Origin of the sequence: Clostridium facile, assembly GCF_014297275.1 — a bacterium.
GTDB lineage: Bacteria > Bacillota > Clostridia > Oscillospirales > Ruminococcaceae > Massilioclostridium > Massilioclostridium facile.
The window spans coordinates 217,228-239,541 of the sequence record NZ_JACOQK010000001.1; the positions used below are offsets into that span (position 1 = coordinate 217,228).

Consider the following 22,314-nt stretch of genomic DNA (forward strand, 5'->3'; position numbering starts at 1 on the left):
TAAGCAGCTGTGGAAAAAGAAATACATCTATAGTTGAAAAAACTAGAGTGACGTATTGATTGATTTTGTAGGACAGATAAGAAAAATAACTGAAAAATTAGAGAAAGAGATTATTAGTTCTATTAATTTAGATTTCTGCTTATTTGAGCATAAGGTCTCTTTCATGTTTGGTAAGTCAATTGTGTTTACTCTATAATACCATTATTTAACAAAAAATGGTTTGAAAACAGAAATATGGTATAATAAAGATGCCTTATAAGTTATTAATTTTGAAATAATGGTTGTATTTTGTAACGAAATGTTGATTTAAAAACACTTATATAATAGGAAAAAGAAAATTATCGATAAAAACAATGGATACATAATAGATTGGAGAAGAAGGGAGGAAAAATTGTGGAAGAAATAAAAGAATTATATGATTTGTATCATGATGATTTATACCGTTATATTTTTTCATTAACAAAAAATCAGCATCAAACAGAAGATATTCTTCAATCCACTTTTTTATCCGCTCTGCAATCCCTTTCTTCTTTTCAACGAAGGTCTACCATTAAAACTTGGCTTATTGGTATTGCAAGGCATGAATATTTTTCTTATTTAAGGAAAAATCCAATGGAACTTGGACTATATGAGCTTACTGTTGAACCAGGAGATATTGATCCATCCGAGCATGAACTTAGTTGGATAATCCTTCAGGAATTATCGAAATTATCTGAATTACAAAAGGAAATTGCGGTTTTGCGGCTATTTAATGAACTAACTTTCGCTGAGATTTCTATCATCATTGGTAAAACAGAGAATTATTGTAGGGTTTCATTTTTTCGGACGAAACAAAAATTAATGGAGGTATTGCAAAATGAAGCAGATTAATTGTAACATGATACAAGATTTACTTCCATTGTATCAGGAAGGCTTGGTTTCTGGACAAACCAAAAAAGAAATAGATGAGCATCTGCAAAGATGCCCTCAATGCCGTGCGGTTCAAGAGAAAAACCAACAGGAATTGTTTCATCAGACTGATTTGCTCTCCAATACAAATTCCAAAGAAAAATCTGCGTTAGTTCTATTGAAGAAAATCCAAAAATCCCAAAATAGTACCTGGTATTTTACTGTGATTCTTTCTATGTTAGTAGCAGACTATCTTTCCTTGCTTTATCAAGGATGGATTGGATTTGTTCCTTGCTTAATTCTTATACCATTTCTACTAACACTATTGTTCCATCGTTACAAAGCAATTTTAATTTTTGGAGCTCTTGAGTTTTTAATGGTAAGTATGGTGCAAACTCACTTGATATTGGGCTTAATAGGGCTGCCATTTTTCTTTTTTTGTACAGGAAGCGGGATCATGCTGGCGAAACAAATCCAGTTGTGGAGAAAGAAGGGATTAGAATGAAAAAAACAAAACGCATTGTATTATTAGTAATTTCTGTTATATGGGTCATCAGTTCCACCGGTTGTTATCTGATGGCTAAGGGAAATCCAATCCGATATTTTCAAGCAAAAAGAGAAATTCAAACTTATATTGAAAAACATTACGGAAAAGAAATTGTGATGGGGGAATTATCTTATACATCAAAGACCAATACTTTTTATGCATCTGTTACAGAAGCGGACGATTCCAGGAACCATTCCAGTATTGTATATTATCCAACTGGAGAGATTGGAGACTATTATCAGTTTGATATTCAATCCCGTATGGAAGAAGAGGTTTCTAGTATGATTTATACTTTCCTCAATACACAAATGCAATTAACACAGGAAGATATTACCATAAATACGTTATTAGAACTACCTCCCTTCCAATATCAGTTGGACTCTTCCTATGACCCAAATATACCTGTTACCATTCAAATAGAATTGAATCAAGAATTTTCTTCCAAAGAAGATTATATCGCAACTGCAATTCCTCTGATACAAAAACTTCAGATTTTAGGGATACCAATAGAAAATGCGAAACTGTATTCTTATCTTCCTGAAGATGGAAACAGTTGTTACCAGACAGAATTAACTAGTTTTGAAGCAACGGAAGAAGAAATGGTATCACATACCAAAATTGTCACAATCAAAAAATAAACGCAACTGTTATGTTCTGCTTTTGATGGCTGAAGAAGCAGATGAAAAAATACCTCCCATATATTATGGGAGGTATTCTCAACCAATTATTTATTCAATTCCATTTGGATTTTTACAGATAAAATTCCAACTATCCTGGCACATATCTTCAATTGTTTTTTTGGCTGACCATCCCAACAACTCTTTGGCTTTAGAAGTATCTGCATAACAGGTAGCAATATCTCCTGCCCGCCGTTCGATAATTTGGTAAGGCAGTTTTTTTCCACAGGCTTTCTCAAATGAGTGGAAAAGTTCTAATACACTGGTACCTTTTCCTGTTCCTAAGTTAATTTCTTGAGCTCCATTATGTTCTAGTGCATATTTTACAGCATCTAAATGTCCTTTCGCCAAATCCACTACATGAATATAGTCCCGTACACCAGTGCCATCTGGAGTATCGTAATCATCGCCAAAAACTCTTAAATATTCTAGTTTTCCAATTGCAACCTGACAAATATATGGCATTAGGTTGTTTGGAATACCATTTGGGTCTTCACCAAGCAAACCGCTATGATGTGCCCCAATCGGATTAAAGTAACGCAATAGAACTATGCTCCATTTTGGATCGGATACACAAAGATCACGTAATATTTGTTCAATCATCACTTTCGTGTACCCATATGGATTTGTTGCAGAAGTTGGCATATTTTCCTGATATGGAACGGGGTTGTTCATACCATATACAGTCGCGGAAGAAGAAAATACAATACGGTAACAGTGGTATTTTCGCATACATTCCAAAAGGTATAAAGTACCAGTAATATTATTTGAATAATATTCCAATGGTTTTTCTACCGATTCACCAACTGCTTTTAAGCCGGCAAAATGGATTACTGCATCAATTTGGTATTGCTGGAAGATCTGGTCTAATTCTTCTGGATGGCATAAGTCAGCTTTTATAAAATCCATCTTCTTTTCAGTAATCGTTTGAATTCGGTCTAAAACAGCTGGTTTTGAATTACAAAAGTTATCTGTTCCAACTACATGGTATCCGGACTGGATTAATTCAACACAGGTATGGCTTCCAATAAATCCGGTTGCACCTGTTACTAAAATTGTTGACATAATCGTTACTCCTATTATCTGTTATTCATGTTTTATAAACCTCATTTTTAGCTATCTATTACTATTCCACTAAATCCAATTTTTATTGTGGTGTATCGGAATATCGTCTATAAAACAGGTTGATATATCATTTATAATATAAAAATATTATATAGCGTTTAGTGTTTTTTGAACTATAATATAATAATTCGTAATGAAAGGGAACGATCTATTAAATAAAAAAGATACTCTCAACATCAATCAAATAATCTGACGTTTTAACCAGCTAATAGCTTTATCAATCCAATCCTGGCAGTTTGGTTCCCATTGCTCTGGTGTCCTCATTGTAACCTCATCCGCTAAAGCCAAACCATGGATACCACGTTCATAGATATGTAGTTCAAATGGAATTTTATGCTGGCGCAAAGCGATACTGAACAGCAGTGAGTTTTCTACTGGAACACTGGTATCTTGTTGGGTATGCCACAAAAAGGTAGGAGGTGTATTGGAAGAAACCTGATTTTCCAAAGAAAGATGCTGCAATAATGTTTCATCTGGCTGGCTTCCCATAAGATGTTCGCAAGATTCCTGATGGGTAAAGGGTCCAGTTGTAATAACAGGGTAGCATAAGATCATTCCATTTGGCTGATATTCTGATGGAGAAGAACCCATTATTTTCTGTAACCATTCCTGGTTCCACATAGTTCCCAGACAAGCTGCTAAATGCCCTCCAGCAGAAAAACCATTTAGAAAAATCTGATTGGTGTCAATCGACCATTCTTCCGCATGAGAACGGATAAAACGTATGGATTCCGCTAACTGGGTTAATGCGGTTGGAAAACGGTTGGGAACAATGCTATATTGTAATACAAATGCGTTAATTCCTTGTGATAAAAAACGCATTGCAACAGGTTCCCCTTCTCGTACCGAACGTCTGCTATATCCACCACCAGGACAGATAATCACGGCTGGTCTTAATTTTCCTTGTGCGATTGGAGGATTTAATAAATAAGCTTGTAAAACTGGCTGTTCCAGTCCAATTACTGGGCAGTTGGTGTTGATAAAATATTCCTGATAAATCATGTTTTGTCTCCTTATTTATAATTTCAGCCAAAGCAATTTTATCAAAACGGCTTTGGCTGAATTTTTATTTGCTGAACATACGTTGCAGTTCTTTTTTGTTTTTATCATCCGTCATAATCATGACATCATCCCCTTCAATGAGCAATGTATCCCCTTGAGGAATAATACTTTTTCCTTTACGTAGGATCGTTATTACCAATGTATTTGGTGGGAAATGGATCTCACTAAGTGGTTGTCCGTTGATTGAATCGGTATCTTTTACAATAAATTCACAAATAGAAGAATTGCCCATGTTCATACGGGTAATAAACCGCATACTTACAGCGTCTACTTCCCGTTCAATCAAATTTGTAATAATATTAATACTAGATACTACGATGTCAGCCCCAATCGTTTTCATAATATCAATATTTTTAGGATTATTTGCTTTTACAATGGTTGTTTTTACATGAAAGTAATTACGAGCCAGTTGTGCGGCAATAAAATTATCTTCATCTCTCCCTGTAATTGCTACCATAATATCCGCCTTATGTGCTTCTGCTTTTTTTAAAGTACGGATGTCTGTCCCATCTCCTCGAAAAACAGAAATATCAAGACGATCAGCTACATAGGCGCATTTACATCTCTCTTTTTCAATAATTTTAATTTCATGTGTACCTGCATGTAATAAGGATTTGGCTAAATAATATCCAACATTACCTCCACCTATAATTAAAATATTCATGATGGTATCCTCCTACAGTACTACATGAGCAAAAATCAAGCGGTCAGTTTCTGTTACAACCCGGTCTGCTGATGGGGAATAAAGTGTAATAATATTATGGCTATCAATCACCGCAAATAAGCGATGCTCTTCTGACTTTTTGTTGAGTTCTGATAGCAATTTTCCCTTCATATGCCTTTGATAAGGAATCGTGTTGAATTCAATGGAAGTACCTCCATAATGGACGAGCTTACTATTTGATTTGTTACCAAATAGCCCTGAACAAATGGATTCAAATGCCAATGAAGTAGGGCAAATTGTAGGGATTCCTAAACTTTCAAACGCATGTGCTTTTACAGGGTCTAATACACGGCAGATAATATTATCTAATTTAAATATTTCATGAGCGATTTGTGCGGCCATGATATTCGTATTATCTTGTTCTGTCACACATACTACATAGTCGCAGCCCTCAATCCCGGCAGATTTCATTACATCAATATCAATTGGTGTTCCTTCTACTGTAAGGCCAGTAAACTCATCATCCAACATGTCAAAACGGTCTTTGTCATTGTCGATAATAGCAATATAATGACCTTCCGCATCTAGTACGCTGGCAAGCCGACTGCCTAACCTACCACAACCGATAATTAGAATATTCATAAAAAGATCCTTTCCAAAAGGTATATAATTTAATAGTAATATGTTGCCAACTATTTGTCAATAACAAAAGAGTGAGAAATCATTCTATTATTGATTTTGTTTTTGTGTATGTTATAATAAAAGTAAATGAAGAGGAGGGATAACGGTGCCCAGATTTTTTATTCCAGAATTAAATGACCAGTTTACAACCATTACTGGAGAAAGTGCCCACCATATTTCTCGTTCTTTGCGTATGCAGCCAGGCGAGATGATAACCCTTTGTGATACAAAGGGGTTTGACTACCATTGTAAAATAGAATCGGTTGGGGAAGAAGTAGTAGTTTCTATTGTAGAGAAACAGCCAAGCCAAACAGAACCAGATATTCAGGTAACATTATATCAAGCTTTGCCAAAGGGAGATAAATTTGAGCAAATTATTCAAAAATCAGTGGAACTTGGAGTAACAGAGATTGTTCCGGTACTAACATCTCGATGTATATCGAGACCGGATCAAAAGTCAATGGCAAAAAAATGTATTCGGTACAATAAGATTGCCTTGGAAGCAGCAAAACAAAGCGGGAGAGGGATTATCCCACAGGTAAAAGATTTGATGACATTTCAGCAATCAATAGATGGATTTTCAGCAAAAGAGCAAGGGATTTTATTCTACGAATGTGGAGGAAAACGATTGCCAGAAATTATTTCAAATTCTATGAAAAAAATCTCTGTTTGGATTGGAAGCGAAGGTGGATTTGAACCATCTGAAGTAGAATTGGCAAAACAAAAAGGGATTCAGATAGGATCTATGGGAAAACGAATTTTACGTTGTGAGACAGCTCCATTATGTGCATTATCTATTATTATGTACCAAACCGAAAATATTTAACATTTGTAACATTTATGTTGTTGTAATTCTGTTTAATTGCGTATATAATAGAATTATAAAATCGTAAGAAAATAAGTTGATTCCTGATATAATGGATATAAAGGAGGACGATTTAGATGAAAAAAAAGATTATTGTTTCAATCGTTGCTGTATTTGCTGCATTGGCAGCTGGTGCTTGGGCAATTGCAAAATTTGTGAAACGTGGCAGTAAAAAAATTAGTGAAGATTTAGATTACGATGAAAATTATTTAGGCGATGAAGACTACACTGGTGGAGACGAAGTGGATTTAGCAGAAACATCAGAAAACCAAGATGAAACTGAAAATGAACAATCTACAGAAGAACCAGAAGAAGATACTACTATAACAGATGGTTTTGATGTAGAATCTTTAACAGAGCCTGAAGAAGAGAAAGAATAATCACCATAAAACAGGTTGAAAATTTTTTTATTAAAAAATTTTTTATTTTCTCAAAAAAATGCTTGCTTTTTTTGAGAAAGTATAGTATAATATAAAAGCACTCTGATTCAGAAAGAAGTTTTAAAGTGCTTTTATATATCGCGGGATGGAGCAGTTCGGTAGCTCGTCGGGCTCATAACCCGAAGGTCGTAGGTTCAAATCCTGCTCCCGCAACCAAATTAAAAGCTACATTTCAAGAAATTGAAATGTAGCTTTTTTGTGTAACAAAAAAGTGTATCCCTGTCCATATGGATAGGGATACCAAAAGAATAAATTAGGGGTTATCGAACAAGCGCCAGCATCGTATCGATCTTCTTAATTTCATACATTTATTATACTGATATTTTAGTAAAATGGATATTGCACAGAAAGACAGATTAAATTAAAAAATACGACAAAAAAAGACATTTGGTTGATAAAAATTATGATTTTATATATAATAAATTTATCTAAAACTAGTTAGGGGGGATATAGTGGGAATCCATCGTCCAAATGAATACCTTTCCTCTATTTTAAAAATGGAGAATAGAGAGATTATTACACATAAAATTCATCGGAAAAATTATGTTCCCTCTCCAGAAATGCTTTCAATTAACATTGATCCTGTTACAAAACAACAATACTATACTTTTCATTGGAAAACAGGGAATGTTCCACCAAATATAGAGATTGATATTTCTACTGACTATTATTTATCATCAAAATTAAAAGATAAACAAAAATTTGGAACAAAGCTCCATAACCACGATTTTTTTGAAATTGTATATGTATATTCTGGAAAATGTATGAGTTTAATATCCGGAAAAGAACAAATGTTATATTCAGGGGATATTTGTCTTTATAATCTACAGGCAATCCACAGGTTGCAAAGATTTCAGCCAGAAGACACTGTATTTAATATATTAATACGACAAGATCTATTTCAACGTTCCTTTTTGGATATGCTTGCGGAAAATGATATGATTACTGACTTTTTTATTCAGTCGATTTATACCATCAACAACCGTGCAGGTCAAATTGTATTACATCCTGATCCAAATTATCATTGTGAAAAAATTATTCAGTCCATGATAGAAGTTTTTTATCGTGATGAACCTATGAGCCACAGTATGATGAAAGCATTATTGGTTCTACTTCTAGGAGAAATGACAAAACAATATCGGAGCCATTTTGATATGCTAGGAGATACAGATTCAAATAGGCTAAAACTTTCTGATGTGATTTCCTATATTAATGAGCATTATGAGAGTATTACATTAGAAGAATTGTCTGCACATTTTGGTTATACAACTCGTTCTATGGCACGGTATTTCCAAAGGTATAGTAACACATCTTTTAAAGAAATAGTACAGCATTTCCGTTTCCATCAGGCATGCAGCTATTTACAGGATAGTATAAAGACTATACAGGAGATAGCGGAAATTGTGGGGTATTCAGAGCGCTCCAGTTTTGAACGGGCTTTTAAGCAAAAATATAGAATATCTCCAGTAGAATACCGGAAACGGTATCAAAATAAAATGTCAAAAAGCACAAAAATAGATGGTTAAGTTTGTGGAATAAAGGTATTACAATTTGAATAAAAAAAGATTATAATAAATATGCCAGTAATTGTATTGATCTCTGAAAGGAGGTCAAGAAAATATTCCTATTGTATTTATAGTACAATGGGACGATTCTGTGATGTTATGAAAACTGGCGTTTTTTATTTTAATCAAGAATCCATACACCCAAAGCTATAAGATATTCCTTATAGCTTTGGGTGTTTTGTTTTTATAACTAGAACAGAACCATTTTATCAACAATTTTAATTTAAACCATTTAGGAGGAAGAAACATGAGTATGAAAAAAAGGATATTATCTTTATTGTTGGCAGGCGCCATATGTGCTACAACAATGCTATCTAGCACAACTGTTTTGGCAATAGAAAATAATCCAGAACAAAATCTTACCCAATTTGAACAAGAATTTAAAAATCCAGACAACGATGCCAAAGCGTATAGTCGTTGGTGGATTAATCCAGGCAGAATGCCAGAAGAAGAAGTCCGTCGTTTGGTTCGCCTTATGGCAGATAGTGGTATTGGCGGAGTTGAATTGGTTTCTCTGGATCCTAAAGTAAAAATTAATACACCAGAATGGAACGAGTATATAAAATGGATATTAGAAGAAGCAAAAGATTGTGGCATTCAAGTTGATTTCACTCTTGGGCAACTTTGGCCAATTGCAACACCAGATATTATAGATATCAATGATGAAAGAGCAGAACAGGCACTGTACTTTAAAGATGTGGATTTTAATATAAATTCATCCAATATGGTTTATCAATCCAATCAATTTCAATTTCCAGATGAAGGATTTGATCAAAACCGTACATTTAAATTGACAGCTATAACAGCAGCAAAAAAACTAGATACTGGAAATTATGACCCTGCTTCTGCAGTTAATTTAATGGATATTTCTAGTGGTGCTATCGTAGATACTGAAACTGGAGCAGTAAAATGGACAGCTCCAACAGAGGGAAATTGGAGCATATTCTATATGTACCAACAATCAACAGGTAAAACTGTTGGCTCTGGATTTGAAGAAGTTGTAATTAATCATATGGATATAGAAGCAACAAAAGCAGTCATTAAAAATTGGGAAGATGCTATGAACGATGACCCAGAACTAACAAATATGTATGAAGAAAATGGTGGTAGTATCTTTGGCGATTCTTTAGAATTAGGCGATAATCTGTTGTGGACAACAGACATGCTTTCTGAATTTAAAGAACGTAGAGGATATGATTTAACTCCATATTTGCCTACTATTTCTATGCCTAGTTATTGGCGTGGGGCTGCTGATATTGACGAAACTTCAAATTATGAATTTGAAGGGGTTGGTTATCAAATCCGACTAGATGTTTACAAAACTATGACAGAGTTATATACAGAAAATCATGTATCTGTCTTTCGAGATTGGGCTCATTCCCATAATATGACCTTACGCTATCAGGGCTCATATAATGCACAGTTTGAAATTACAGAAAGTTCTTTGGCATCTGATATTACTGAAACAGAAGCTTGGGGACATAAAGATACAATTGATGCTTACCGCTTACAAAGTGGTGTAGCACATATGAAAGGAGATCAGATCTATTCGTCTGAATCTGCTGAAACAAACACTACTTCATGGAGGCAGACATGGACTGGTTCTGATCAAAAAAATAATAATGATCCCTATACCCAAAACGATCCAGGTTTATTCCACTATATAAACAGATTATTTGTAACAGGGGTAAATAAGAACATATTACATGGTTTTTCTGGTAAAGTTTATGATCTTGATGGACTATATTACCCAGAAAAAAAATCATGGCCAGGTTATGGAACCATGTGTGGTATGGGATATTCCAATGAATGGGATGATAAAACACCATTATGGGAAGTTGTTAAAGAAATGACAGATTATATGTCACGTGCCCAAATGGTATTACAGCAAGGGCAAGGGGATATTGACTTGGCTATGTACAGGTTATACTATCGGGATAATTATACTGGTGTTGAGCCAGAGGTTACAGATTTAGAATATGCAGGATATTCTTATGATTATATCACCCCTGCTTTGTTGGAACTTCCAAATGCCACTGTTGGAATAAACGAAGGGCAAACTGTTTTGGCTCCATATAGTTTAAATGATGATGGTACTTTGGATACTTCTTCGGAAGGACCATCCTATAAAGCTTTGGTGTTAGACCAAAGGATGAATCAGATAAGTGGTGAAAAACAGGCCTCTGACATGCCTTTGGATACCGCAAGACAAATTTTAGAATATGCAAAATCAGGTTTACCTATTTTTATTGTAGGGAAAGCGCCAACTAGAACGGATTCTTATCCAGGTTCTGATGAAGAGGTTGGAGCCATTGATGCATTGGAATCCGCGAATCAAGAGTTACAGGCAATCATGGAAACATTGCAAACTATGACCAATGTAAAAACGGTATCCGACCGTACAGAGCTAATATCAGCATTGGAAGATTTTAATATTCTTCCTGATGCAGCTCCAGAAGAACCATCTAGCAATTTATTCTACCATCGAACTACAGAAGAAGCAGAACTGTATTATATTTATAACAATAGTTTAACAGAAGCAACACAACAGACCATAACATTTCAAGGAGAAGGCTTCCCTTATTTGCTTGATCCATGGAGTGGAGAAATCACACCAATAGCGGAATATACAAAACAAGATGATCAAGTAACTATGGAAATAGAGCTGGAACCTGGAGATACTAAGTTTATTGCCATTGCAAAACCAGGTTGGAGTAGCAAACAGCCAGAACAATCTGCTATCCAAACAGATGCGGATAGCCTAAGTTATGACCAGGATGGAAATCTTGTGATGCATACAACATTGGCAGGAAATTATACAGTAACACTATCGGATGGTAACGCAATAAATGTTATAGTGGATGCGGCAGAAAATCCAATCAACTTAAATCATTGGGAAATGACTCTCCACGAATGGGCTCCACTATTAGAGGAAGAAGATTGGGTAGAACCAGACGATTATTTAAAAACCCAAATTATTGATAAAGGTCCATATACATTAACAGAGTTAGTACCTTGGTACGAAATTTCAGAAGATTTAGCACGTTCTGGAGGAATAGGGGAATACAATACTTCATTTGAACTGGAAAAAGGCTGGAAAGAAGGTCAGGGTGCTATCCTAAAATTTACCCAGGTTTCTGATGGAATGAAACTTTATGTAAATGGTGCAAAAGTGTGGATTAATCAATTTTCCAACCAGGCAGATATAGGTCCATATCTAGTATCTGGAACCAACACCATTAAAGTAGAAGTAAACTCCAGTTTGGCAAACTATAAGTTTGGTACAACGGATAGTCAAACTTATGCGTTTGGCATTATTGGAGAAGTTACCTTGACACCATATATCCAAACAGAAGTAAATACAGTGGAAACAAATAAATCGATCTTAAACTCTGTCATTGCATATGCAGATGCTGCAAAAGAAAGCGGGGAATATGATGATGCTATTGAATCGGTGCAAAAATCTTTTGATGAAGCACTAGAAAACGCTAAAACAGTAGCAGCAGATAAAAATGCAAGTCAAGAAGTAATTGATGAAGCATGGAAAATATTGCTGAATGAAATTCACAAATTAGGTTTTGTAGCTGGTGATAAAACAGAGTTAGCAAGCTTAATCGCAGCGGCGGAAGAAATCGATCTGAGCAAATATATAGAAGCCGGTCAAGCGGAATTTACTGCAGCATTGGAAGCAGCACAAAAAATCTATCAAGATGGAGACGCTATGCAGGTGGAAATCAACGAAGTAGCAGATAACCTGTTAAATGCAATGCTGAACCTAAGGTTTAAAGCAGACAAATCCATTTTAGAAGAAGTAGTACAAGAAGCAGAAAAAGTGGACGCAAATGCATATACAGAAGAAAGTTATGCGGTATTACAATCAGTAGTAGAAAAAGCAAAAGAAGTAATAGCGGATGAAAACGCTACTCAAGAACAAGTAGATGCAGCAGTATCAAGTGTACAAGAAGCAATGAAAGGGTTAGTAGCAGTAGAAAGGCCAACTACCGAAACACCAGCAGATAACAACGCGGATGGTACACAAGCAGGACAGGAAATCACTACAACTAAAGCGAACGCAGCAAGAACCGGTGACTTTACTCCAATCGCAGGAGTAATGGCATTGGCATTAGCAGGTGCAGCATTATTACTCACTTATAAAAGAAAATAGTGATTTTTCCTTTATAAAAAATAACCCCAACTATTGAAGTTGGGGTTATTTTAATAGTACATTTTGGTATTAAAAATCCTCTAGTTTTACCGAGGAAGAAAAAGAATCGTGCGACAATTATATCAGTGAGTTTTATATGAGTTAAAAAAGAAAAGGCTGTGCAGAAAAATAGCGAAATAAAATAATACTAATTTTATTCGCTTACGGGTGGCAGTGTGTGTAATATAATAATATAATTCAGTATCCCTTATATGTGCATAAAAGTCGAGGGCTGTGTAAGCCACCAATCGAACTGGTAGATTTGGCTGTAGTGGGTATTTTCAAGCATTTGATTTATGCTGGTTCCGATACGCCCGTGGAGAAATTCCAAACTTCTTTTTAAAAATTTTTCGGAAATAATTTACATCACTATATCCAAGCCGTTCTGATATCTCCTCCAAAGAAAAATTGGAATGAATTAAATAACTGGTTGCATTCTGCATTTTTAAATTGTAAATCAAATCGCTATAGCAATAACCTGTATACCGTTGGAGGTATTGGGATAAATAGTTGGAGGAATAGCCAAACTGTTTTGCGGTTTCTGATAAGTTAGTAGTAGCATAATGAGTACATAGATAGGACAAAATTTTTGTGACATCTTCTGGTATGTTATGTTCATTCTGTGCGAATTTTTCTGTTTGCTGCCGTGCGAATAATGACCATAGCTCAATTAATTTTGCATATAAAACCTGTTGGGAATACTGCTGTCCTTGGTAATACTCTAATATCATTTGTTGTAAAATAAAATTAATTTGTGGTGTATTGTCAAACAGTAAGTAGGGTTTTAATGGCCCCATACCAAGGCTATTATCCAAAAATAAATTGATAAGATTTGAATTTCCAGGAGAATACCCACTTAAAATTTCCGCGGAAAACTCTTTTCGGATTAAAATATTAAACAGCAGTGTATCGGGGTCAGAAATTTTGGGATCATGATAGGCATAAGGATTCATCAGAAGGATTTGGTTACAGCCTTGTTGTATCGTAGTATCCTGCAAAATATTTTTTACACCACCTCGGTAAAGATAGTTGATCTCATAAAAATCATGATAATGGAAATGCTGTACCTTTCGTTGCGATATAGGTGCATATTTTGTATCCGGCCAATGAAGAAATACAGAGATATTTTCATTAGGCTTCATTACATATTCCCCTAAGAGCTGAACATAAGAAGATGTCTCCTTTTTCTCAGAATGTTGTGTCGACATAGAGGAAAGTATATTTGGTAAATTATGGATTAATTTTTGGATAATTGGATCAAGATATCCTGTTAATAAATCGCAAGAAGTAAGTGCTTGATTAATTTCGTCCATATTTTTTCTCCTCCTTTTTCTTATTTTAGAATAACATAAATATCATAAAATATCTATATATCTCAATTTTTATGTTAAATATCCTGTTAAAACACCAGTTTTAGAGAGGATTATTATCTGTTTTTGAATTTTTTAGCATGATATAATGATGACGAAAGTTATACATACAATTATTTTAAGTTATTTTTAGGAGGAAAATCACATGAAAGGAAGAAAGTTTCGAGCAAAAAAAGTGTTGCCACTTTTGATGTGTCTTTCTTTGGCAGCTGCTACTTGTATTACTTCAGTAGGTGCTGTATCCACAGAGTCACAGTCAAATTCTTTCGTAGAAAAAATGAATGGGCTTTTTCAAAATCCGGCAATGGAATACCGTCCAGAAATACGCTGGTGGTTAGCAGAAGGTTCCCATACAGATGAAACACTAAAAGAATCCATCCAGGAATTATATCAGGATGGATATGGAGCCATTGAGTTTGTTACCTTAGATGAATCCGCGTATTTGGATAATGCCACATATGCCTGGGGTTCGGAAGAATGGGTACATGACTCCCACTTAATTGTAGAGGAATGTACCAAACTGGGTATGGGAGTTAGCTTTACCAGCGGAACCCATTGGTCAACAGCCAATTTAACTACGATTACACCGGATGATCCAGCAGCATCCCAGGAATTAGGTTACCGTACTGTTAATTTAACTGCTGGTCAGCAATTTAGTGGCGTCCTTCCCACACCGGAATTAACCGTAAACGCTACCAAGATGCGTTTAGTCGAAGTAGTAACAGCAAAGAAAACTTCTGTATCAGAAGATGGGAAAACCATCCGCCTGGATCCGGATTCTCTAACTGATATCACAGATACTGCTGTACAACAGCTAGATGGAACATGGACAATAGATTATACAGCCCCCATAGATGGAGATTATATTTTATTTTCCTTTTGGCAGTATGGCACCAGTGAAACCTATAAGCCAGCTTCCACTGGAGAAGCATACACCATTAACTATTTTTCTAGAGAAGGCGCCGATGCTTTAATTGAATATTGGAATGAAAACGTCCTCACTCCAGATTTACAACAGATGATCCAGGAAAACGGGGATGTATCCCTTTATATGGATTCTTTGGAATTGAGTACCCGCGGTACAAATTCTACCGGAAACCTGTGGTGTGATGATTATGAAAAAGAATTTTCTTCTAGAAGGGGTTATGATGTTGGAAAATATCTACCTATCTTCACCCTACAATCCAATGTTACTTTTATGTCTGAACCTTTATACTCTTATACATTAGAAGGGGAAGAAGACTTATGTAATAAATTGAGGAATGATTTGTATCAAACCAATACTGAATTGTATATGGAAGAATGTTTGGATGTACTGACAGAATGGCTGCATCGTTTTGGGATGACCTTACGTGCGGAAAATTCCTATGGCTATTTCTTCGAAATTTCTCAACCAGTAAAATCATTGGACTATGTGGAAACAGAATCTTTGGAGTTTAATACAGAGCCAGACATGTACCGCTCCCAAGGCGGGGCTGCCCACTTATATGGAAAAACTTATTCCAGCGAAACTGGTGCGTTGGGTGGGGAAAACTACTACCGCAACCATGAATACTACCGCCAAATTTTTTATACCCAATTTGCGGCTGGTATCCAAAGGACCGTATTACATGGCTATTCTTCCGCTTACGGGCCAGAACAAAATTGTTCCTGGCCAGGGTATGAAGGTATGATGCCATTTTTCTCAGAGCGGTTTAGTAAACGCCAACCAGCCTCTCTGGATTATCCTGAAATCAATCAGCATTTAGCACGTATCCAAACAGCATTGCGTCAAGGTACAGTAAAAATGGATTTGGGAATTTTAAGGAATGACTACTATATTAACAACGCTTCCGAATTTCAGCGCCCATTTGAGGAAAATTATTTACACAATCACAAGGCATTTTATTGGCAGGATATGACGTTACAAGATGCGGGATACACTTATGACTATTTTTCACCAATGTTGTTACAAGATGACGAAATCACTTGTACAAACGGACAAATCCAGGCAGACGGTGTAGGCTATCAAGGATTGATTGTTTATCAGGAAGAGCTTCCTTATGAATCGGCTCAGGTATTATACCAATGGGCAAAAGATGGCCTACCAGTTGTCATTGTCGATGGTGAAACACAGGAAGAAATCCGCAATAATATGATAAAAGTTAATACCAGTGCGGCAATTCAAACACCATTCAACGATGGAAAAGATGAGCAACTAATCCAGTTAATGGATCAAATTAAACAATTGGACAATGTGGCTGTTGTTAATCAGGCCAAAGATACCTATGAAGCCCTAATGCAACTGGGCATCCGTCCACGTGCTGAATATGTAGAATCCAATGATTCTCTACTTAGTGTACTGCATCAAGCAGAGGATGCTAGCTATTTATACGTTTACAACTATATGTATGAAGAGGAACAAAACGATATCGGTCAGATTTCTTTGGATGGTATTTATAAACCATATGCTCTGAATACTTGGACGGGAGAAATTACAGAATTAGCGGAATATTCCTATCAAGGCAACAGGACAATTTTAAATGTAGACCTAGCACCAGGTGACATTACGGTGTTCGTGTTAGATCCAAATAATCAAGGAGAAAAAACAGTTGTTTCTTCTGAAAACGTGGACAAAGTAACCGTAGAAAATGGAAACACCACCATGTATGTCGCGAATTCTGGCAAAGCTGTATTGAATTACAGTGATGGAACCAGCTATACAAAAGAAGTATCTGTTCCAGAAGATATCCAATTAGATAACTGGAATCTGGTAGTACAGGATTGGCAGCCTGGTGATAAAATAACCCGTACTGAAGACAGAGGTTTTGGATATACAACAACCGAAGTAACTTATGATACCAACAAGGTTGATATCAACGTAGGACAAACAGATCTGATTCCATGGAAAGATATCACACAAGTAGGTGGAACCGTATCTGGCGTTGGAAGTTATACTACTACTTTCACCTTACCAGAAAATTGGGATAATTCCCTTTATTCATTGCAGTTCCAAGCGGATTCCTTTAGTGGTGGAACAGCCGCAATTTTCATAAATGGAAAACAGGTTAACGGAAATATGGATAATTGCACAGCCGACCTTTCTGAATTTGCCCAACCTGGCGAAAATACAATTGAAGTTCGGGTAACCAGCAGTTTAAGGAACAGAACGTATGATTTAGGTTATGATGTAAACTGGACGATGTGGCATCAAACCCCAGAAATTGATTCTTATGGAATGGTGGGAGATACTACTCTAAAGGTATACACAAAAGTAGTAGGACAATCTACTGACCAACCTTCTTCTGATAATCCGGAAACTCCTTCTACTAATGAATCTACAAATTCACCTCAGACAGGAGATGCTGCTCCAATAATAGGGATCACTGTATTGACAATGGCAAGTGCAACAATGTTGATCTTCCGTAAAAAGAAATAGATGAATGGTTAGCTATTAATAACAGAAGAACCAATTTTGGTTCTTCTGTTATTTGTTTAATGTCTTTAGGCGAAACAAAACTCCTGGTAAAACCAGGAGTAAATAAAAAAGTCTTGGAAAAAATAAGAAAATTTTACAGATGGAGAGTGCATTCTGCTTTAGAATTAAATAAAAGATTTTAGAAAAAGAAATTCGGGGATTTTTTCATACAATATTCATTCTAGACAAGGTGTATGGAATGAAAATCAAAACCAGTAATAGAGCAAGCGATACGATGGTAGTTTTTCGATATCCCTTATCCATTTGGGATCTGAGCAAACTGCTAGTTTACTAGTGGTTTTGATTTTTCATTTAGTAATATTATAGTTTCCAAAATAAATTTTATAGATTCAATAATGCAGTTAAAATAGTAATAAAATTAGTAATTATTATTTATAATAGTAGACCATACACATCAAAAGAAAAGATTTTTCAAGGAGATTTCAATAAACGTTCCAATAATTTTAAACATTTTTATGATATTCTTTTTGACTTAAAATTAATATGATAAAAAAGACACCTACATTTTTGTAGGTGTCTTTTTACCTAGATGATGAAAAATTACAGCAGTTCTTTTCTTAGTTCTGCTCCAGATTTTGCGGATAAATAAGCAGGTGGTACATCTAAAACAGTTTTAGCGCCAGTTACTCCTTCTTGGGACATACGGTAAGCCGCACGCGCATAAGCAACTAAAACACTTCCAGTAAATTCTGGATTGGATTCCAGCTTTAAGTTATATTCAATAATCTGTTTTGTTTCCTGGTTTGCTCCGGTTTTTCCACTGCGGATGACAAAGCCGCCATGTGGCATACCACTGTGTCTTTCGTTTAATTCTTCTTGGGAAATAAAATGAACCACAGTATCATAATCGGAAAAATAGTTTGGCATTGTTTTAATTTCTTGCTCAATTTTAGCAGTATCTGCTCCTGGTTTTGCAACTACAAAACATTCACGCAGATGTTTTTCCCTAGTAGTCAACTCTGGATTGCTACCAGAACGAACTTCTTCTACTGCTTTCTCAATTGGAATGGTGTACTGCTTTGCATCTTGAACACCTTCAATTCTACGGATTGCATCAGAGTGTCCTTGGCTTATTCCTTTTCCCCAAAAAGTATAGTCTTTTCCGTTTGGCAATACAGCACCAGCATACATACGGTTTAATGAGAACAAACCTGGATCCCAACCTACAGAGATAATGCCAACTTTTCCAGCGGCTTTTGCAGTTTGATCCATATGTTCAAAATATTCAGGAATTTTTGCGTGGGTATCAAAACTATCAATTGTATGAAACAATTTTACAAATTCAGGACCTTGTTTAGGAAGGTCAGTAGCGCTGCCACCACAGAGAATCATAACATCGATATCATTTGTCATTTTAGCAGCATCGTCAATATGATAAGCTTTTGTTTCTGGGCGAATTGTTTTTACATCTTGAGGTTGACGACGGGTAAATACACCAACTAGTTCCATATCTGGGTTTTGAGCAATTGCCATTTCGACGCCTTTTCCCAAGTTACCGTAACCAGCGATGCCAACTCTAATCTTTGTCATAGAAAAACAGCTCCATTCTTTTCAAAATCTACCTTTGCAATTTGCCGGAAATCAATTGGAAACATTCAAAATTCATTCTAAAGGATTGTATTTGTTTTCCGTTTAAAAAGGATATTTTAAGTAAATCAATTTACTTTTTAGTTTATTATAACGCACATTAATCAGGAACGCAAGGGGGAAAAGCAAAATTTTTATAAAACAAAAATAGGATTTTTCATTTTCTTAATATTTTGCCAATGCATTCTATTTTTAATCATGTTTTGCAAAAAAAGATTTTTAAACTTGCAGAATTTTTGTTTTTATCAAAAAGAGGACAAGAAAAATAGCATTTTAAAAAGTACTTTAAAGGGGCTGTATGGACAAAATATTTCCTTCTGTAGAAAGGGTAACTACCTTTCCTAAAATTTGTTTTCTAGCTTTTTGCAGTGCTGTTTTTACTGCGTACTCCATTCCACCACAACAAGGTACTTCCATACGGGTTACGGTGATTTCTTGAATCTCGTTGTGTTGAAAGATTTCCACTAATTTTTCAGAATAATCTACCATATCTAGTTTTGGACATCCAATTAAAGTAATAGCTCCTTTCATAAATTGTTGGTGAAAATTGGCGTAGGAATAAGCAGTACAATCGGCTGCAATTAAAAGGTGAGATTGATGGAAATAAGGAGCATTGACAGGAGCAAGTTTAATTTGAACCGGCCATTGGGACAAACAGCTTCCTTCCATTGGAGGGAAAGCTACAGTTTCGTTTTGCAATTGTTTGGATTGGGAGCCTGGACATCCGGAATGATTGGCTCGTTTTTTCTGGTTTGCTTTTATAGCTTGTTCGTCATAGGCAGCAGCTTCTCGTTCTTCAAAAGAGATTGCGTTGGTTGGGCAGGTCGGAAGGCAATCTCCCAATCCGTCACAATAATCATCTCGGAGTAAAACAGCTTTACCATTCACTAAGCCAATAGCGTTTTCATGGCAAGCGGTGACACAGGCACCACATCCATTGCATTTTTCTTTATCAATTTTAATAATTTTTCGAACCATATTTTATATCCCTTTCTAATTTCTCGTTGATAAGATTAGTTGAGTTTTTATATACACGGTTTTTGTTGTGCTTATCATTTTTTATAAAATGCTGTTTTTACTGTGGTTTTATTATAAACGATTGTTTGATTAATTTCCGTTGTTAAAACAACAAAAATGAAATTTTATCTTTTTTTATTAAAAATATGGATGGTTGGAAAAAAACAATAAAGGCAATAAAAATATGATTTATTTCCTACTCCTATATAAAAAACAGGCAGCTCATAGGAAACTGCCTGTTTTTTGATTTCTTCTATACTAAAATAAATACTTTAGAAAAAATTATTTTTTCTTTTGTACTGCTAAAATGCCCAATGCAGAAACGATAAATAAGCTAATAGCGATTGGGAAAGTATCGCCAGTAGCAGGAGAGGAAGTAGATGGAGGAGTAGAAGGGTTGGATTCTTGCTTATCTGTATCAGAATTGGTCTGTTTTCCAGTAATATCTATTAGGCTTGCCTGCTGTGCAGCAGCTTCAAATTGTCCTGTTTTGATAAATGCAATGAGTGCTTCTTCGCAAGTACCATATTCATATAGGGTAGGGGTACCAACAATTTCTGGATAGTCCTCATCGGAAATGACATAGTTATTGGTAGCAACACGGTAAGTTTTGGAGAGATCTATGTTTTCTCCTCCAATTTTTGCTTGCACAATACGGCTACCTGCTGGTTTTGTGGTATCGTACTCTACCTGAATTCCCCCAAATTGCAAGACGCTTCCGCTGTTATCCGGCCATTGATATTGGTATGGATCCTCTCCATTGGCAACCGCTTCTTTTTGTTTGTCGTATACCTGATTACACTGGATACTTAAATCAATAGAATGTTCCACCATGGATAAAATCTGTTCCCCAGTCAATTCGTGTACTACCAGTAAATTTCCATAAGGGGAGATACTAATGATATCCTGGTAGGTAATTTCCCCATTTGGAATACCGCCACGGATGCCGCCTGCGTTTTCAAACGCAACATCCGCCCCGGTTAAATCCAAATATGCTGCGGTGACAATCCTGCCAATTTCCTGTTCCTGTACACGGATTTCCTCCCAGGAATAAAGGTATTCTTTTTGGCTAACACCAATTACCTGTGATAGAATAACATCTTCCCGCTGCTCAATCGCCTGGATCGCGGCATCAACAGTGGGGTCGGAGAGGGATGTGGTATCTTCGGCGGAAAGAAATGTTTCTGTTGTTTTGGTTTGATCCACTATTTTTGTTTCAGTATCATAGGTAAGGGACAATACGCCAATATTCTGAAAATAGTATCCAGCCTCTACTACCGGAACATCCTTTCCTTGCTGGTCAGGATAGGTTTTGTTGATTAAAATATGTTCATGCCCAGCAATGACTGCGTCAATCCCTTGAATGTTGGAAACAAAGCCCTCGCAATCCGCCTGATGGGTCATGGCGATAACAATATCGCAGTTTTCGGTTTTGCGCAGGGTTGCCGCAATTTCCGTTGCTTTTGCCGCTTCCTCTGTAAAGGTGATCCCTTCTACGTTGGAAGATACGGTAGAAGAATAGAACTGGTCATCAATGACTCCAAATACGCCCACTTTTAACATGGTACCATCGTCTGCTTGTACTTCTTTTATCAAATATGGAGTATCGAAAAACGGTGTTTGCTCCTGTTGGTTTACAACATTGCCAGCGAGGATAGCAAAATCATGTTGTTCGTCTAACTGTTTTAATTGGTCTTTCCCATAACTCCAATCGTGGTTTCCTGGTGTCATGGCATCGTAACCTACAGCGTCCATCAATTCGGCGATGCTTTCTCCTTTTTCAATAGTAGCGAAAGCCTGCCCATGAAAGGTATCCCCGACGTCTAAAATAAGGTCAGCCTCTTGTTGGTCGATAGCCGCTTTTAATGCGGAAAATCCAATTTGTCCTCTATCTGTTTTGGTGTAATAACCATGAATGTCATTGGTATGTACTATGCGGATGGTGGCTTCGCTGGAATTGGCGGATTCAGCGGATACTTGGAATTCCATAGTGAACATGCCAACGAGAAAAGAAACAACGGTTATCATTGCAATAATGCGTTTTTTCATAAACTCCACTCCTATTTAAATACTGTGAAAAACCATAATTCTCATATCAGCAGAATTATGCTTCATCTTAGTTTATCATACTATATGAAATATGA

At 36.0% G+C, this 22,314-nt stretch carries 16 protein-coding genes and 1 tRNA gene; 9 read left to right on the forward strand and 8 right to left on the reverse strand.

Annotated elements, in window-relative coordinates; translation table 11 throughout:
- Nucleotides 1–393: 393 nt before the first annotated feature.
- The 3 genes from H8Z77_RS00880 to H8Z77_RS00890 are packed head-to-tail and all read left to right on the forward strand — an operon-like array spanning nucleotide 394 to nucleotide 2,073.
- The gene (locus H8Z77_RS00880; protein WP_186995867.1) at nucleotides 394–870 is read left to right on the forward strand and encodes an RNA polymerase sigma factor; all 477 of its coding nucleotides are present in this window, start codon (nucleotides 394–396) and stop codon (nucleotides 868–870) included.
- A complete protein-coding gene (locus H8Z77_RS00885) occupies nucleotides 857–1,393 on the forward strand; it encodes a zf-HC2 domain-containing protein (protein ID WP_186995868.1) in 537 nt (178 codons plus the stop codon). The genes H8Z77_RS00880 and H8Z77_RS00885 overlap by 14 nt, the downstream gene beginning before the upstream one ends.
- Nucleotides 1,390–2,073 carry a YfjL-like protein gene (locus H8Z77_RS00890; RefSeq protein ID WP_186995869.1) on the forward strand — a complete coding sequence of 228 codons (684 nt, stop codon included), beginning with the start codon at nucleotides 1,390–1,392 and terminating at the stop codon, nucleotides 2,071–2,073. The genes H8Z77_RS00885 and H8Z77_RS00890 overlap by 4 nt, the downstream gene beginning before the upstream one ends.
- Before the next feature lie 90 nt (nucleotides 2,074–2,163).
- Here H8Z77_RS00890 and galE read toward each other — a convergent pair whose 3' ends face one another.
- The 4 genes from galE to H8Z77_RS00910 all read right to left on the reverse strand — a co-directional run bounded on the left by galE (nucleotide 2,164) and on the right by H8Z77_RS00910 (nucleotide 5,605).
- On the reverse strand, nucleotides 2,164–3,177 hold the full coding sequence (gene galE, locus H8Z77_RS00895; RefSeq protein ID WP_186995870.1) for a UDP-glucose 4-epimerase GalE: 1,014 nt from the start codon (nucleotides 3,175–3,177) through the stop codon (nucleotides 2,164–2,166).
- Nucleotides 3,178–3,417: 240 nt separating this feature from the next.
- Nucleotides 3,418–4,239: an alpha/beta hydrolase gene (locus tag H8Z77_RS00900; protein ID WP_186995871.1), complete on the reverse strand. Its 822-nt coding sequence runs from the start codon at nucleotides 4,237–4,239 to the stop codon at nucleotides 3,418–3,420.
- 64 nt (nucleotides 4,240–4,303) lie between these two features.
- The gene (locus tag H8Z77_RS00905; protein WP_069988212.1) at nucleotides 4,304–4,963 is read right to left on the reverse strand and encodes an NAD-binding protein; all 660 of its coding nucleotides are present in this window, start codon (nucleotides 4,961–4,963) and stop codon (nucleotides 4,304–4,306) included.
- Between the two features lie 12 nt (nucleotides 4,964–4,975).
- Nucleotides 4,976–5,605 carry a potassium channel family protein gene (locus H8Z77_RS00910; RefSeq protein WP_069988213.1) on the reverse strand — a complete coding sequence of 210 codons (630 nt, stop codon included), beginning with the start codon at nucleotides 5,603–5,605 and terminating at the stop codon, nucleotides 4,976–4,978.
- A gap of 145 nt (nucleotides 5,606–5,750) precedes the next feature.
- On the opposite strand from H8Z77_RS00910, the gene H8Z77_RS00915 reads away from it, so the two are divergent.
- The 5 genes from H8Z77_RS00915 (at nucleotide 5,751) to H8Z77_RS00935 (ending at nucleotide 12,679) form a co-directional block, all read left to right on the forward strand.
- Nucleotides 5,751–6,470 carry a 16S rRNA (uracil(1498)-N(3))-methyltransferase gene (locus tag H8Z77_RS00915; protein ID WP_069988214.1) on the forward strand — a complete coding sequence of 240 codons (720 nt, stop codon included), beginning with the start codon at nucleotides 5,751–5,753 and terminating at the stop codon, nucleotides 6,468–6,470.
- Between the two features lie 116 nt (nucleotides 6,471–6,586).
- Entirely contained in the window at nucleotides 6,587–6,889 is a 303-nt protein-coding gene (locus H8Z77_RS00920) for a hypothetical protein (protein WP_186995872.1), read from the forward strand.
- Between the two features lie 139 nt (nucleotides 6,890–7,028).
- Nucleotides 7,029–7,105: transfer RNA gene (locus H8Z77_RS00925), tRNA-Met, on the forward strand.
- Nucleotides 7,106–7,401: 296 nt separating this feature from the next.
- Nucleotides 7,402–8,475 carry an AraC family transcriptional regulator gene (locus H8Z77_RS00930; protein ID WP_186995873.1) on the forward strand — a complete coding sequence of 358 codons (1,074 nt, stop codon included), beginning with the start codon at nucleotides 7,402–7,404 and terminating at the stop codon, nucleotides 8,473–8,475.
- A gap of 286 nt (nucleotides 8,476–8,761) precedes the next feature.
- The gene (locus tag H8Z77_RS00935; protein ID WP_186995874.1) at nucleotides 8,762–12,679 is read left to right on the forward strand and encodes a glycosyl hydrolase; all 3,918 of its coding nucleotides are present in this window, start codon (nucleotides 8,762–8,764) and stop codon (nucleotides 12,677–12,679) included.
- A gap of 320 nt (nucleotides 12,680–12,999) precedes the next feature.
- Here H8Z77_RS00935 and H8Z77_RS00940 read toward each other — a convergent pair whose 3' ends face one another.
- Nucleotides 13,000–14,031 (reverse strand): AraC family transcriptional regulator, encoded by a 1,032-nt coding sequence (locus H8Z77_RS00940; protein ID WP_186995875.1) that lies wholly within the window; start codon nucleotides 14,029–14,031, stop codon nucleotides 13,000–13,002.
- A gap of 202 nt (nucleotides 14,032–14,233) precedes the next feature.
- Between H8Z77_RS00940 and H8Z77_RS00945 the strand changes: the two genes are divergently transcribed.
- Nucleotides 14,234–17,506, forward strand: coding sequence for a glycosyl hydrolase (locus H8Z77_RS00945; RefSeq protein ID WP_186995876.1), 3,273 nt, complete (start codon nucleotides 14,234–14,236; stop codon nucleotides 17,504–17,506).
- A 600-nt stretch (nucleotides 17,507–18,106) separates the two neighbouring features.
- Here H8Z77_RS00945 and H8Z77_RS00950 read toward each other — a convergent pair.
- The 3 genes from H8Z77_RS00950 to H8Z77_RS00960 form a co-directional block, all read right to left on the reverse strand.
- Nucleotides 18,107–19,096, reverse strand: coding sequence for a diaminopimelate dehydrogenase (locus H8Z77_RS00950; protein WP_186995877.1), 990 nt, complete (start codon nucleotides 19,094–19,096; stop codon nucleotides 18,107–18,109).
- A gap of 342 nt (nucleotides 19,097–19,438) precedes the next feature.
- Nucleotides 19,439–20,131: an ATP-binding protein gene (locus H8Z77_RS00955; RefSeq protein WP_186995878.1), complete on the reverse strand. Its 693-nt coding sequence runs from the start codon at nucleotides 20,129–20,131 to the stop codon at nucleotides 19,439–19,441.
- A gap of 321 nt (nucleotides 20,132–20,452) precedes the next feature.
- Nucleotides 20,453–22,219, reverse strand: coding sequence for a bifunctional metallophosphatase/5'-nucleotidase (locus H8Z77_RS00960; protein ID WP_186995879.1), 1,767 nt, complete (start codon nucleotides 22,217–22,219; stop codon nucleotides 20,453–20,455).
- Between the last annotated feature and the right edge of the window lie 95 nt (nucleotides 22,220–22,314).

Bases quoted from the DNA above. Each gene is read 5' to 3' on its own strand.
- H8Z77_RS00885 (WP_186995868.1), top strand. From the start codon at position 857: ATGAAGCAGATTAATTGTAACATGATACAAGATTTACTTCCATTGTAT.
- H8Z77_RS00890 (WP_186995869.1), top strand. From the start codon at position 1,390: ATGAAAAAAACAAAACGCATTGTATTATTAGTAATTTCTGTTATATGG.
- galE (WP_186995870.1), bottom strand. From the start codon at position 3,177: ATGTCAACAATTTTAGTAACAGGTGCAACCGGATTTATTGGAAGCCAT.
- H8Z77_RS00900 (WP_186995871.1), bottom strand. From the start codon at position 4,239: ATGATTTATCAGGAATATTTTATCAACACCAACTGCCCAGTAATTGGA.
- H8Z77_RS00905 (WP_069988212.1), bottom strand. From the start codon at position 4,963: ATGAATATTTTAATTATAGGTGGAGGTAATGTTGGATATTATTTAGCC.
- H8Z77_RS00910 (WP_069988213.1), bottom strand. From the start codon at position 5,605: ATGAATATTCTAATTATCGGTTGTGGTAGGTTAGGCAGTCGGCTTGCC.
- H8Z77_RS00920 (WP_186995872.1), top strand. From the start codon at position 6,587: ATGAAAAAAAAGATTATTGTTTCAATCGTTGCTGTATTTGCTGCATTG.
- H8Z77_RS00935 (WP_186995874.1), top strand. From the start codon at position 8,762: ATGAGTATGAAAAAAAGGATATTATCTTTATTGTTGGCAGGCGCCATA.
- H8Z77_RS00940 (WP_186995875.1), bottom strand. From the start codon at position 14,031: ATGGACGAAATTAATCAAGCACTTACTTCTTGCGATTTATTAACAGGA.
- H8Z77_RS00945 (WP_186995876.1), top strand. From the start codon at position 14,234: ATGAAAGGAAGAAAGTTTCGAGCAAAAAAAGTGTTGCCACTTTTGATG.
- H8Z77_RS00950 (WP_186995877.1), bottom strand. From the start codon at position 19,096: ATGACAAAGATTAGAGTTGGCATCGCTGGTTACGGTAACTTGGGAAAA.
- H8Z77_RS00955 (WP_186995878.1), bottom strand. From the start codon at position 20,131: ATGGTTCGAAAAATTATTAAAATTGATAAAGAAAAATGCAATGGATGT.
- H8Z77_RS00960 (WP_186995879.1), bottom strand. From the start codon at position 22,219: ATGAAAAAACGCATTATTGCAATGATAACCGTTGTTTCTTTTCTCGTT.